The sequence below is a fragment of the Amycolatopsis sp. NPDC049868 genome (assembly GCF_044461365.1).
Lineage (GTDB): Bacteria > Actinomycetota > Actinomycetes > Mycobacteriales > Pseudonocardiaceae > Amycolatopsis.
Genome location: NZ_JBITKV010000014.1, coordinates 137,458 through 150,897 on the forward strand (window position 1 = coordinate 137,458; position 13,440 = coordinate 150,897).

The window sequence follows — 13,440 nt, forward strand, 5'->3', positions numbered from 1 at the left end:
GCTAATGGAGACAAGTAACGCCCGCTCACTCGAAGAGGTCAGGCATTCGAGTGGAAGCGGGCGTCACTGACGGTGAAGATCAGGCGGGCTTACCCCGCAGCCAGGCGCGGACCAGAGCCGCGGCGACGACGGCCAGCGCCAGCACCGCGAGCAGCAGCGGCAGCTTGGCCGGGGCGACCGGCGCCTGGACGGCCTGCGCGTTGCCGGTGTCCTTCTCGTCGACGGTGGGCGGCGGCACCTCGCCGGGGATGATCTCGGTGATCACCGGCGCCTGGACGAAGCTGCCGGGGAGCAGCGCCGCGTTGCTGATCAGGCCGGCGATCGAGTCGCCGCCGATACCGGTGGACGAACCAGGGGCGGTCTCCACCGGGAGCTCGCTGCCCGGACCGCCGGGCTGACCCGGCCCCGGCTTCGGGGGCTCCGGCTTGGGCGGTTCGGGCTTGGGCGGCTTGGGCACTTCCGGAAGCGGCAGCTCGTCCGCGACGCCCTGGGTCAGGTTCCCGACCGCGTTCACCGCGCCCTGCGCGGGCTCGCAGACGCCCTGCGCGACGAGGTCGCCTGCCGCGTTGTCGGTGAGGCCGGTCGTCTTGACCAGATCGCCGACCGGCAGCGAGAGCAGAGGCTTCCGGCCTTCGGCGGTCTTGGCCTTCGAATCGAGGCCGACCGTCAGCGTTTCGGACGAGCCGAGCGGGGCACCCACGTCGGCGGTGAGGCCGTTGCCGGATTTCCCGTTCTGCAGCGTCGATCCGCAATCACCGGAAAGGGTCGGGCTCGGTTCCTCGGCGGCCGTCGCGGTCATCGGGAACGCTAATCCGGCCGTGACCGAAAGCGCGAATCCCCAAGCCGTGATCCGCCCGGCAGTCTTCCCCATCGAGTTCGTCCTCCGCCCCTCAAGACCCAACGCGGTTTAACGGAACGCGCTCACGCTACCCCACGAGCGTGACGGACTGGGGCGCGCCGGTAAGAATTGGCCAAGGGTACTCCGCCTTCCTCCCCACCACCGCCCTCAACGGAGGAGCTTCGCTCCGCGTAGATTCCTCCAGCATGAAAATCGGTGCCCATGTCCGCGACGACGATCCCCTCTCCGCGGTCGCCGAACGCGAGGCCGAGGTCCTCCAGTTCTTCCTTTCCGACCCGCAGGGCTGGAAGGCTCCCAAACCCCACCCGCACGGCGAAGCGATCAAGGAATCGCCGGTCGAGGTGTTCATCCACTCGCCGTACCTGATCAATGTGGCGTCGATGAACAACCGCATCCGTATCCCGTCGCGGAAGAACGTCACACAGCACGCGAACGGCGCCGCCGAAATCGGCGCGAAAGGGCTCGTCGTGCACGGCGGCCACGTCGGTTCCGCGGCAGACGTCGAAGAAGGTCTTGTCAACTGGCGCAAGCTTTTCGAGCGGGAGCAGGAAAAGGGCGGTTTCGCCGTGCCGATCCTGATCGAGAACACCGCGGGCGGCGACAACGCGATGACCCGCGACCTCGACACGATCGCCCGGCTCTGGGACAAGGTCGGCGAATTCGGCGCGGGTTTCTGTTTCGACACCTGCCACGCGTACGCGGCGGGCTGGGACCTGACCGAGGCGGTCAAGAAGGTCAAGGCCATCACCGGCCGGATCGATCTGGTGCACCTCAACAACTCGCGCGACGAGTTCGGTTCCACGCGGGACCGGCACGCCAACGTGGTCGGCGGCGACGGCACGATCGATCCCGAGGTGCTGGCCGCGGTCGCGGCCGAGGCGGGTGCGCCCGTGGTCGTCGAGACGCCGTCCGACGGGCAGGCCGCGGACATCGCCTACGTCCGGGAGCGCGTCGCCTCCGCCTGACGTCGCGTTGGGCACTTGAAGTACATGAAGGCCCCCATCCTGTACCTAGGCGCAAGCATCGGGGCCTTCATGTACTGGACCGGTGCTACCCGGGCGGGAGATCGTTCCCTCTCCAGCGGGAGGCCCGCCCGCGCGGACGAAGGAAGGCTCGATTCCAGCCGGGACACACCCGGTTTCTGGAGGGAAGTCATGAAGCTCAAGGCCAAGATCGCCGCCGTCGCAGTGCTCGCCGTCGCCGCGGGAACGCTGGGGGCGACACAGGCGACGGCGGCGCAGGCCCCGCCGTCCGGCTCGGTCGTCCTCGGGTCGGCAGGCGGTCCGCTGACGTTTCCGGGCTACGAAGGCGATCCGGTCCGGTTCGACTTCGCCGCCTTCGGTGATCCCGGGAAGTCGTCCGGCCGGTTCCACGTGAATCATCTGACCAAGGACGGAAAGCCCTTCGCCGATTTCGACGGCAAGATCGACTGCGTCTCGCGTGAAGGCGACATCGCGATCCTGACCGGCGTGATCGAACGGGCCGACATCCCCGCGCTCCCGGTGAACCTGGTCGGCCGCCGGGTCGGCTTCTCGGTGCGGGACGTGCCGGGCGGTCACGACCGGATCGGCTGGAGCTGGGCCGTCGGGGGCTTCGATCAGGACGTCGTGCGCTGCACGGCCCCGATCCCGTTCTTCGAAACGAGCACGGGCGGCTACCTCGTGCGCTGAATCGGCTTGACCCTCTCGCCACGTGAGGGTCGAGTCTTGGCCGCATGAAGAACCGGACCGTGTACCGGGCGGAGGATGGCGAGCACGTCGGCTACGTCGTCCCCGCGCCGGAAACCCGTTGGCAGGCACTGACCGTTTTCGGCTACCCGCTCGGCGGGCCCGCCGCCTTCGACGACTCCGTCGCGTTGCTGGAGGCCGAGGGGCTGGCCATCCTCGCCGAGCGCTGGTCGGTCAGGCACGGCGACGACTGGTTCACCTGCCGTCTTGTCGAAACCTCGCCTGAAGCCGTCGTCGTGCGAATCGAGGACTTCGGTGCCGAGGACTTCGGCAAGCACATCAGGCTCGAGCGTCCTGGGCCTGAGGTGCTGAAGCGTGCTTGACCGCGCGTAGGTCGGGGGCGCCGTCGAGGAATCCGCCGATCGGATCGTCGTCACCGGCGAGGCGGACCGGGTCTTTGCGCGGCTGGTAAATGTCGCGGATCACCAGTGCGCAAAGGCCGAGCACCGCCAGGTCGCGGACCACGACGGCGCCAAGGAACCAGTCCTGGGGCAGGCCTTTGTTGTCGACGCCGAGGTAGTACATCATCCGCGGCGCCCAGACCAGCGCGTCGAGGATCATCCAGCCGAGCAGCAGCCGCCAGCGCGGGATCGCGAGTACCGCCAGCGGAACCAGCCACAGCGAGTACTGCGGGCTCCACACCTTGTTGGTCAGCAGGAACGCGGCCACCACGAGGAAGGCGAGCTGGCCGAGCCGCGGACGGCGCGGCGCCTTCAGCGCGACGAACCCGATGCCGGCGCAGGCGGCGAGGAACAGCACCGCGACGACGGCGTTGAGCACGACCGGTGTCTCGCCCGTGGCGAGCTTTCCGTCGAATCCGGCCCAGCCGGAAAGGTGGGAGATCACGTTGTAGAGCGAGTCCGGGTCCATCGGGCGCGCCGTGTTGAGCCGGAAGAACTCCCACCAGCCGGTCGGCGCGGCGAGCGCGAACGGGACGTTGACCACGGCGAACGTCGCCACGGCGAGCCCGGCGGTGAGCGCCCACTGTTTGACCTTGCCCGCCCGCAGGCACAGGAAGAACAACGGGATGAGCAGGAGCAGCGGATACAGCTTCGCCGCCGCGCCGAGCCCGAGCAGGAATCCCGCGACCTCTGGCCGTCGCCGCGCCCACGCGAGCAGCGCGGTCGCGGTGAACGCGGTCGCGATGGCGTCGAAGTTGGTGAAGACGTGCACCAGCACCAGCGGCGAGATCGCGACCAGCGCGGCGTCCCACGGGCGGCGTTTCAACGATCGGCCGGTCGCCCACACCGTGACGAGCCAGGCCAGCGCGAGCCACAGCGCCGAGATGTTGAAGTACACGGCCACCGGGAGCGCGCTGGGCAGCCAGCCCGCGTCCGCGACCGTGAGCCAGGCTTCGGTGAGCTTCGCGTTGATCCACTGGAACAGCCCGGTCGCCACCGGGTACTCCATGTACCGCGTGGTCTCCTTCGCCGTTCCCTCGTTTTCGGTCCACGAAGTCACATACGGGAAGGTGTCCGGATCGTTCAGCCGTTCGGAACTGTAGAGCGGGACGATGTCCGAGTAGCACATCGCGACGAACGGGCGGCCCGCCCGCCAGTCGAGCTGGTGGGTTCCGGAGTCGTCGGTGTACTGCTGGATGCACGACGCCTTGCCGAACCACGACAGCACCAGCGCGAGGCAGGCCAGCAGCAGCCCGACCCGCTGCGGCGACCAGAACCAGTGCCGCCCCACGGCCGCGTGCTCGCCGAGCGGGCCGCCGATCGGCCGGGTGGCCGCGGCCACGAGCGGTTCGTTCCAGCTCGGGATGACCCGCTCGCCGGGGGTGAGGGAGAGCGGAGCCTCGGGCTGGGTCGTCTGGTCGGGCACGTGGCGGATGTTAGCGCCTATCCGGGTGACCCCCCGGTGATGTCGCCGCTCTCGTAGAACCCCGCCAGTACCTCCGCGGCCGCGCCGAACGCCACGACGTCGTCGCCCATCTCGTCGAGATCGACCTGGATCCGTTGCCAGTGCGGCAAAGGCAGTAGTTCCCGCAGCCGCGCGGCGACGGTGTCGCGATACACCCCGGGTGCCGCGCGGACCGAACGTCCGGTCAGCACGACACGTTCGAGGTCGAGGACCTGGACGAGGTCGGCGAGCCCGATCGCCAGCAGTCCGGCCGCCTCCTCCGTGGTCGCCGCCGCGTTGTGCAGCACCTCCACACAACCGCGGCGGCCGCACGCGCAGCGCGGTCCGTCGAAGGCGAGCGTGGTGTGCCCGAACTCGCCGGCGTTGGTCCGAGGTCCGCGGTACAGCCTACCGTCGATCAGCAGGCCGACGCCGATCCCGGTGCCGACGAGCACGACGGCGGTCGCGGTCTCCTCGCCCTCCGGCCAGTGCTGGGCGAAGGCGGCGGCGTTGGTGTTCTTGTCGAGCCGCACGGGCAGCCCGGTGCGTTTCGCCAGCAGGTCGCGCAGGGGCACGTGGTGCCAGCCCGGCATGTTCGTGGCGTCCCGGACCACTCCTTCGTGGTGATCGAGCGGGCCGACGCTGCCGACGCCGAGGCCGAGGACACGTTCCCGCTCGACACCGTCGAGTAGCGCTTCGGTCGCTTCGCCGAGGGCGGAAACCGCCTGGTCTGGAGTGAATCCCGGGGGCAGCGGGCCACCGCGCGACGCGATGATCTTCCCGGTCAGGCCGGTCATGACCACCCGGAAGGAGTCCCGGTCGAGCTGGGCCCCGAGCGCGTGCCGGGCGTCCGCGCGGACGCGCAGCAGAGTGCGTGGCTTGCCGACACCCGACGCCGGCTGGCGTTCTTCGTCCAGCAGGCCGGCTTCGAGCAGTTCGGGCACGATCTTCGAGACGGCCTGCTGGGTGAGGCGGGTGCGTTCGGCGAGTTCGACGCGGCTGAGGCCGCCCGCGCGCAGGATCTGCGTGAGCAGCAGTGTCCGATTGTGCTGGCGCAGGCCGCGCAGATTGACCCCGGTCTCCGGCATAGCGCGCATCCTGCCATGCCTGGCTGATTAAGCAACACTGTTGTTTAATGGGGGCATGGCTGACTTGCGAGTGGGGATCTTCGGATACGGCACCGGCGGACGCGTCTTCCACGCATCGCTGGTCGACGCGACACCGGGGCTGACCCCGGCCGCCATCGTCACCTCGAATCCGGATCGGGTCGCGCAGGCGAGCGCCGACCATCCGGCCGCCGACGTGCTGCCGGACGCGGACGCGTTGTTCGCGAAGGCCGGCGAGCTGGACTTGGTCGTCGTCAGTACGCCCAACCGCACGCACGTCCCGCTCGCGCTCCGGGCGATCGAGGCGGGTCTGCCCGTCGTCGTCGACAAACCCTTCGCGCCGACGGCGGCCGAAGCGTCGAAGGTGGTCGAAGCCGCGAAGGCCAAGGGTGTCGGGCTGACGGTGTTCCAGAACCGCCGGTTCGACTCGGACTTCCTCACCGTCCGGAAGGTCCTTGAGACCGGACGGCTCGGCGACGTCTTCCGCTTCGAGTCACGCTACGACCGCTGGGTGCCGAAGCCGCGCGACAACTGGCGCGAGTTCGGCGACCCCGCCGAGGCGGGCGGGCTCCTCTACGACCTCGGCGCGCACATCGTCGACCAGGCACTGCAACTGTTCGGCCCGGTCTCCGAGGTCTACGCGGAGGTCGACAGGCGCCGCGCCGGGGTGTCGGTCGACGACGACGCCTTCGTCGCCCTCCAGCACACCAACGGCGTGCGTTCGCACCTGTGGGCGTCCGCGCTCGCGGGTACCCGGAACCCGCGATTCCGCGTTCTCGGCGACAAGGCGACTTTCACGAAGTACGGCCTCGACGTCCAGGAGCCGCAGATCAAGGACGGCCTGCGGCCCGGCGACCCAGGCTGGGGCGTCGAACCGCCTTCGGACGCCGGTGTGCTCGGCGTGAACGACGACGTCGAGACCGTGCCCACCGAGGTCGGCCGCTACGAAGACTTCTACGCGCAGGTGCGCGACGCGCTGCTCGGCGAAGGCGGCTTCCCGGTCGATCCCGCCTCCGCCGTCGAGACGCTCCGGGTCATCGAAGCCGCTCACCTCGCGGGTGCCGAACGGCGCGTCGTCACCCTCTAGCCGACGGAGCTATTCGGTATCGCCTCTGCCGCCCCGGCCGGGACCTCCGTTGCCACCCTCTTCGTTGTTCTCGCTGGACGTAGGCGGGTTCCGCGAACTGGACGTCTCTTCATCCTCGTTCCGCGAAGACGAAGACCCGGTCGACGGGCCGGTCGACGGCGTACCGGTCTCGGACGAACCCTCGTCGTCGTCCGGCGGGGTCTGCGTCGACGGGACGGTGTTGCTGTCGTCCCCGCCGATGATCTTGACCTTGTCGAAGCGCTCCCCCGGTTTCCCGTTCAGGTACAGGGAAAGGAACTTCTGCCAGATCGGCCCGGCGATCGTCGAACCGAAGATCGACTTGCCGTTCTTGCCCTTCAGCGCCTTGTCGCCGTCGCCGCCGACCCACACCGCGGCCGAGATCGACGGCGTGTAGCCGACCATCCAGGTCTGCGAGTTGGCGTCCTTCGCCGACGCGGGCTCGCCCGGACGGTAGGTGTGCTGCTGGGTCCCGGTCTTGCCGGCGCACTCGTGGTTGTTGGGGCACTTGAGCTTCGAGAACGGGATGACACCCTTGAGCGACTCGGTGACGTTGCCGGCGATCTGCTTGCTCTTGTCGGCATCGTCGGAGAACGCGGGCTTCGCCTCTTCCGGAGCGGAGTACGCGGCCTCGTCCTGCGAGTTGGTCACCTTGACGACGAAGTGCTTGTCCCGGCGCTGCCCGTCGGCCGCGAAGGTCGCGTACGCGGCTGCCATGTCCTCCGGGCTGATGACCGTCTTGCCACCGCCGAGCGCGATGTTGTTGTCGGCGAACAGCTCGGCGGTGCCGTCGGGCGCGGGTTTGACCCCGGCGTCCTTGGCGGCTTGCGCCACCGGCCCGGGCTTGGTCACGTTCACGACCATGTCGTAGAACACCGTGTTGGCCGACCGCTGCATCGCCTCGGACACCGTGCACTGCTGGGAACAGGTGCTGCCGGGGCCGGCGTTCCGGATCGTCTGCTTCCCGAACTGCCGGTTGTTGGATCCGTCGAACGTCGAGTTGATGCCGCCCTTGCCCAGCTGCATGTACGCGGTGAGGTCGAACGGCTTCATCGACGACCCGGGGTTCTGCGGCGTGTTCGCCCAGTCCCGGCCCTTGAGGTCCTGGCCGTTGGGTCCCTTCACGATGGAAGGACCGCCGTAGTACGCCTTCACGCCACCGGTCTTGGGGTCGATCGCGACGAGCGCGTTGAGCAGGTTCTCGTCGGTCTGGCCCTTCATCCCGTCGGCCACCGCCTGTTCGGCCGCGGCCTGGGCCTTCGGGTCGATGGTCGTGTAGACCTTGTAACCGCCCCGGTAGTAGACGTCGTCGGTGATGCCGTTCGCGGCGAGCTCTTCCTTGACCTTGTCGCGGATGAACGGGTTCACCACGCCGGCCTGCTGCTTGTCGGTCTGCGGGATCGGCGTCGGGAACTGCAGGTTCGCGCGGTCGGCGGCCGAGAGGAAACCGTTCTGCACCATCCGGTTCAGCGCGACGGTCCAGCGTTCGTTCGCGACCTTCGGGTTCTCCGAGCGGCCCGGCTGCTGGATGAGGCCCGCGAGGAGCGCCGCCTCGGAGGCGTTGAGTTCGCCCGCGGGCTTGCCGAAGAACGCCTGCGCGGCCGACTCGATCCCGTACGCGCCGCGCCCGAAGTAGATGATGTTCAGGTACGCCGAGATGATGTCCTTCTTCTCGTACGTCTGGTTCATCTTGAAGGACTTGGCGAGCTCGGTCCATTTACGGGCGAGCGACGATTCGTCGTCCCCGCTGGCGACCTTGATGTACTGCTGGGAGATGGTCGAACCACCGCCCTTGCCCGCGGTCACCTGGTTGTAGACCGCGCGCAGGATACCGCCGATGTCGAAGCCCGAGTTCGTCTCGAAGGAGGCGTCCTCGGTGGCGATCACGGCCTTCTTGACGATGTCCGGGATCTGCTCCGGTGTCAGGATATGCCGGTTGCCGCCCTTGGGGACGTCCTTGCCCATCTCGGTGTTGTCGGCGTAGTAGTACGTCACCGCCTGGCCCTGCGTGGCCGCGACCGACTGCGGCGACGGCACGTCGACCGCGAAGTAGGTGATCACGAACGCGATCGCCGGGACGACGACGAAGAGACAGAACAGCGCGAGCAGTACCCGCCGGATGCGTCTCCACCGCCGTTTCTTGCGCTGAGCCGGGGTGAGGATCGGCTTCCCGTTCTCGTCGGTCTCCGGGCCGTACTGCTCGTCCTCGTACGGCTCTTCATAGCCACGATCGGTGGTGCCGTTGTGCTCGTGATGCGTGATGAGGTCCGGCTCGTGCTGCGGCGCGACCGGCGGCCGCTGCGGACGACGCGGGGGCGGCTGCTGCTGGGACGGACCCTGGCGCTGCCACGGCGCCTGACCCGGCCCCTGCGGACCGGGGCCCTGCCGCTGCCCGTATCCCGGGGGCGGACCGGCGGGGCGACGGGGCGGTCCGGCCGGGCGTTGCGGACGACGTGCGGGGTCAGGGTCCTGACCTGGCCATCCGCCGTGGGGATCGTCGTTCACTGGGACGTCCTCCGAACCTTCCGTGGGTGAGCGCGGTCCTGCGGTCGCAGGTCTCCTTCTACTAAAGACGTATCGGATCGGTTCAGGTTCACCGCCGGCACGAAAAAAGGTGTGCCGGGCACCAGCCCGGCACACCTTTTCGTCAGGTACTCAGCCCGATCGTCACGGATCTTCGCCGTTCGGGAACAACGGATCCGAAGTCCCCGGTCCCGGCCTCGTCCAGCTCGGCTTCGTCGGCTTGGTGGGTTTCGTCGGCGTCGTGTCGGTCGGCTCGGTGGGAGTCGTCGGCGTCGGGGTGGACGTCGGCGTCTCGGGCGGCGTCGACGTCTCCGTCGGCTTCTGAACCGTCGTCGTCGGCACGGAGCGCGCGTCCTTGCCGATCGGTTTGACGCTGCCGAACTTCTCCGACGGCTTGCCGGTCATGTACCGGGACATGAAGTCTTCCCAGATCGGACCGGCGATCGTCCGGCCGTAGACCGGCTTGTTGTTCTTGTCGTGCAGCGGCTTGTTGCCGTCGCCGCCGACCCACACCGCGGTCGAGATGCTCGGCGTGTAGCCCACCATCCAGGTCTGCGCGTTGCGATCGCGATAGCTCGCCGGGTCGCTTTCCTTGAAGTCGTACTGCTGTGTCCCGGTCTTGCCCGCGCACTCGTGGCCCTTCGGGCACTTGAGCTTCGAGTACGGGATGACCTCTTCGAGCGCGTCGGTGACGTTGCCCGCGATCTGCTTGCTCTTGTCGGCGTCGTCACTGAAGGCGGGAGCGCCCTTGGGGGCCGTCTCGTCGAACTCGACCTCGTCCTGGGCGTTGGTCAGCTTCGCGACGAAGTGCTGCTTCTGCCGGACACCTTCGCCGGCGAAGGTGGCGAACCCGGCCGCCATGTCCTCCGCGGTGGTGACCGTGCCACCACCGCCGAGCGCGATGTTGATGTCGGGGCTCAGCTTCGCCTTGCCGCCGTCGGCCTCCACCATCACGCCGGCTTCCTTCGCGGCCTTCGCCACCGGGTCGATCTTCGTCTGATTGCGGACCATGTCGTAGAACACGGTGTTCGCGGAGACCTTCATCGCCTCGGCGACCGTGCATTGCGGACCGCAGTTGGAGCTCTCGCCCGCGTTCCGGATCGTGCGGCCGTCGAATTTCCGGTTGTTGGAGCCGTCGAACGTCTCGCCGAGACCCTTGCCCATTTTGAGGAACGCGGCCAGGTCGAAGGCCTTGAACGCCGAACCGGGGTTGTGCGGCACGTTCGCCCAGTCGTGTGCCTGGACGTCCTGGCCCTGGTCGTTCTTCTTCCAGTCCGGGCCGCCCCAATACGCGACCACACCACCAGTCTTGGGATCGATCGCGACCAGCGCGTTCAGGATGTTCTCGTCCGTCTGGCCCTTCATCCCCTCGGCGACGGACTCCTCGGCCATCTTCTGCGCCTTGGGGTCGATCGTCGTGGTGATCTTGTAACCGCCCTGGTGCAGCCGGTCCTGGTCGTAGCCGCGGGCTTCGAGTTCGTCGATCACCCGGTTGCGGATGTGCAGGCTCAGCGTTCCGGCGTCGTCGGCCTTCGCCTGTGCCTTCGGGATGGGCTTCGGGAACTGGGCGGCGGCGCGCGCCCCCGGTTCGAGCCACTTGTTCGCCACCATCTGGTCCATCACGAAGGTCCAGCGCCGCAGCGTGTACGCCTCGTTCTCCGACTTGCTCGGGCCCTGGATCAAGCCGGCGAGCAGGGCCGCCTCGGACGCGCCGAGTTCCTTGGCCGGCTTCTTGAAGTAGGCCTGCGCGGCCGCTTCGATGCCGTTCGCGCCGCGGCCGAAGTAGATGGTGTTGAGGTAGGCGGTGATGATCTCCTCTTTGGACATCTGGTTGTTCATCTTGAAGGATTTGGCCAGCTCGGTCCATTTACGGGTGAGCGTCGGTGCCTCGTTGGCCGTGGCCTTCTTGATGTACTGCTGGGAGATCGTCGAACCGCCGCCCTGGCCGCCGGTGACGTTGTTGTAGACCGCGCGCAGGATGCCGCCGACGTCGAAACCGGAGTTGGTCTCGAACGACGAGTCCTCGGCCGCGTACACGGCCTTCTTGACCACGTCCGGGACTTCGCCGGGCTGCAGCAGGTACCGGCTTCCGCCACTGGCGGGCGCGATCTTGCCCATCGGGCTGCCGTCGGCGTACATCAGCGTGATCGGCTGGCTCTGCAGGCTCGCGACGCTTTCCTGCGACGGGACGTCCACCAGGAAGTAGGTGATGACGAACGCGATCGCGGGCACCACGACGAACAGGCCGAACATCGCGTAGAGGACGCGGCGGATGATCCGCCAGCGGCGCTTCTTGCGCTGTTTCGGCGTGAGGACCTTCTTCTTGCCGTCTTCTCCGTCTTCGGCCGGTTCGTCGTCGTAGGGGTCTTCGCCCTCGGCGCCGAGCGCGGTGCTTTCGTGACGATCGTCATAGCGATCGTCGTACGGGTCGTAGCCGTACGGGTCTTCGGTGCCGTTGTGCGCGTGATGCGTGATGAGCTCGGGCTCGCGCTCGTACGGCTCCGGCTCGACCGGCCGGACCATCGCGGTCGCCTCGTCGGCCGGAGGACGGCGGTTGCCGGGCGGGGGCGGCGGCGGGCGGTGCCCGGCGGCACCCTGGCGGGACCGCTGGTCACCGGCGGGGCCTCGGGCTCCCGGTGGCGGGGGGCCCTGCCTGCGCGGGGGCATGCCGTTGGAACGGCGCTGGGCAGCGGGACGGCGCGGTTCGCGCGTCTCGTTGTCGGAGGGCCACTCCGGGCCACCGGCGTCGCCGCCCGGCCACTGCGGATCGGAAGAACGCTGGTTCGCGGACCGTGGCGGGGCCGAGCGGGGGGTGCCGCTCGGAGGTGTCCGGCGCTGGGGGCGGCGCGGCGGTTCTTCGCTCGGCCAGCCGGGATCGTCGGTTTCGCCCGGCCACTGGGCACGGCGAGGTGCATCAGGCTCCTGGCCAGGCCAGGAGCGATTGCGGTCGTCGTTCACGAATGGGCCTCCCAGACCGGCGCTTCGGGGGACGCCGCTCTGTGGTCAACTGCGTTTTCGATACCTGTCACTGACCCGCTGTCCTCTGCGACCGGGTCCGTGGCCGGGTGGATCCCGGTTCTCCTGTTCCGAGGACGTAGGACCGCACCAGGTGGTTCCAGTGACAGCTCCCGCAGACCTCGACCTCGTAGACGGTGAACTCCGCGAAGAGCCCGTCCATCCGCACCAGTTCTTCCGGCGTCTTGGCCGATCCGGCGGCGTGCTTGAGCTCGTCGCCGTACACCCAGGACACCAGGGTGAGTTCCTCCCGATGGCAGACCGGGCAGTCCCGCTCGCCTGGTCGGCCATGGAATTTCGCGGCCCGCAGGAGGTACGGACCCGCGTCGCAGACGTCGTATGTGCCGACCCGTCCGGAGTGGACGCCCTTGAGCAGCGCGCGCCGCTGTAAGGCGTAGTCCACGACCTGCCGCTGGTTTCGCACGCCAACAGAGTACGGGCTCTTGCTGTGTGGTCCACGCCCCGTTCTCGGGGGGACGGTCCGCGCACGGTCGGACACGCCGACGATTCGATAACTCTCCGGTGAATTTCGTCCGGATCCGCCGGGTACCGATCGGGTTAGCTACGCCACTTCGATGTATCGGCGCGATATAGTGGGCCGGTAGGTTGACCGAACCGGTCACGGTGGCCAACGCGACCGGTCGCGGTTTGTTCCCGGAAGGGGGTGCGGTGTGCTCGAGCTCGCGATCTTGGGGCTGTTGCACGAGACCCCCATGCACGGTTACGTGCTGCGCAAACGTTTGCATGAGACGCTCGGGATGTTCCGGACGTTCTCGTACGGCTCGCTGTACCCGACCTTGCGCCGGTTGCTTCGCGCCGGTTACCTCGTCGAGGAACTCGAAGAGGTGGAAGACCGGGCGTGGGCCCGCCGGGGCAAGCGCGTGTACAAGCTCACCGCCGAGGGCAAGGAACGGTTCGCCGAACTGCTCGGCGACGCCGGGCCGCAGACGTGGGACGACGAAGGCTTCGGCGTCCACCTGGCGTTCTTCTCGAGGACACCGGCCGACGTCAGGATGCGAATCCTGGAAGGCCGTCGTCGTCGGGTCGAGGAGCGCCGAGAAGGGCTTCGGACGGCAATGGCGCGGGCCGAGGAGAAGATCGACCGCTACACCCGTGAACTGCACCGGCTCGGGCTGGAGTCCAGTGAACGGGAGGTGCGCTGGCTCAACGAGCTGATCGCGCACGAACAGGCCGAGCAGCGCGGACCGGAGACCTGAGGCGCTCTGGCAGTCCCCGCTGCGCATTTACCTACAACTGTTG

11 protein-coding genes are annotated in these 13,440 nt (G+C 68.3%); 5 read left to right on the forward strand and 6 right to left on the reverse strand.

Annotated elements, in window-relative coordinates:
- Positions 1 to 79: 79 nt before the first annotated feature.
- Positions 80 to 871: a hypothetical protein gene (locus ACIBTM_RS38765; RefSeq protein ID WP_395882117.1), complete on the reverse strand. Its 792-nt coding sequence runs from the start codon at positions 869 to 871 to the stop codon at positions 80 to 82.
- Positions 872 to 1,044: 173 nt separating this feature from the next.
- On the opposite strand from ACIBTM_RS38765, the gene ACIBTM_RS38770 reads away from it, so the two are divergent.
- The 3 genes from ACIBTM_RS38770 (at position 1,045) to ACIBTM_RS38780 (ending at position 2,909) form a co-directional block, all read left to right on the forward strand.
- On the forward strand, positions 1,045 to 1,824 hold the full coding sequence (locus ACIBTM_RS38770; RefSeq protein ID WP_395882118.1) for a deoxyribonuclease IV: 780 nt from the start codon (positions 1,045 to 1,047) through the stop codon (positions 1,822 to 1,824).
- 189 nt (positions 1,825 to 2,013) lie between these two features.
- Positions 2,014 to 2,529 (forward strand): hypothetical protein, encoded by a 516-nt coding sequence (locus tag ACIBTM_RS38775; protein ID WP_395882119.1) that lies wholly within the window; start codon positions 2,014 to 2,016, stop codon positions 2,527 to 2,529.
- 44 nt (positions 2,530 to 2,573) lie between these two features.
- Positions 2,574 to 2,909, forward strand: a complete 336-nt coding sequence (locus ACIBTM_RS38780; protein ID WP_395882120.1) for a hypothetical protein — start codon at positions 2,574 to 2,576, stop codon at positions 2,907 to 2,909.
- On the opposite strand, the gene ACIBTM_RS38785 is transcribed toward ACIBTM_RS38780, so the two are convergent.
- Positions 2,866 to 4,413 carry a glycosyltransferase family 87 protein gene (locus ACIBTM_RS38785; protein WP_395882121.1) on the reverse strand — a complete coding sequence of 516 codons (1,548 nt, stop codon included), beginning with the start codon at positions 4,411 to 4,413 and terminating at the stop codon, positions 2,866 to 2,868. The two genes, ACIBTM_RS38780 and ACIBTM_RS38785, sit on opposite strands and share 44 nt — an antisense overlap.
- Positions 4,414 to 4,430: 17 nt before the next feature.
- Positions 4,431 to 5,519 (reverse strand): ROK family transcriptional regulator, encoded by a 1,089-nt coding sequence (locus tag ACIBTM_RS38790; protein ID WP_395882122.1) that lies wholly within the window; start codon positions 5,517 to 5,519, stop codon positions 4,431 to 4,433.
- A 55-nt stretch (positions 5,520 to 5,574) separates the two neighbouring features.
- Between ACIBTM_RS38790 and ACIBTM_RS38795 the strand changes: the two genes are divergently transcribed.
- Positions 5,575 to 6,624, forward strand: coding sequence for a Gfo/Idh/MocA family oxidoreductase (locus ACIBTM_RS38795; RefSeq protein WP_395882123.1), 1,050 nt, complete (start codon positions 5,575 to 5,577; stop codon positions 6,622 to 6,624).
- Positions 6,625 to 6,633: 9 nt separating this feature from the next.
- On the opposite strand, the gene ACIBTM_RS38800 is transcribed toward ACIBTM_RS38795, so the two are convergent.
- The 3 genes from ACIBTM_RS38800 to ACIBTM_RS38810 form a co-directional block, all read right to left on the reverse strand.
- Positions 6,634 to 9,147, reverse strand: a complete 2,514-nt coding sequence (locus ACIBTM_RS38800; protein WP_395882124.1) for a transglycosylase domain-containing protein — start codon at positions 9,145 to 9,147, stop codon at positions 6,634 to 6,636.
- Between the two features lie 162 nt (positions 9,148 to 9,309).
- The gene (locus ACIBTM_RS38805; RefSeq protein ID WP_395882181.1) at positions 9,310 to 11,688 is read right to left on the reverse strand and encodes a transglycosylase domain-containing protein; all 2,379 of its coding nucleotides are present in this window, start codon (positions 11,686 to 11,688) and stop codon (positions 9,310 to 9,312) included.
- A 502-nt stretch (positions 11,689 to 12,190) separates the two neighbouring features.
- Positions 12,191 to 12,604 (reverse strand): DUF5318 domain-containing protein, encoded by a 414-nt coding sequence (locus ACIBTM_RS38810; protein ID WP_395882125.1) that lies wholly within the window; start codon positions 12,602 to 12,604, stop codon positions 12,191 to 12,193.
- Positions 12,605 to 12,851: 247 nt separating this feature from the next.
- Here ACIBTM_RS38810 and ACIBTM_RS38815 point away from each other — a divergent pair, with 247 nt between their 5' ends.
- Positions 12,852 to 13,397, forward strand: coding sequence for a PadR family transcriptional regulator (locus ACIBTM_RS38815; protein WP_005168208.1), 546 nt, complete (start codon positions 12,852 to 12,854; stop codon positions 13,395 to 13,397).
- Positions 13,398 to 13,440: the final 43 nt, after the last annotated feature.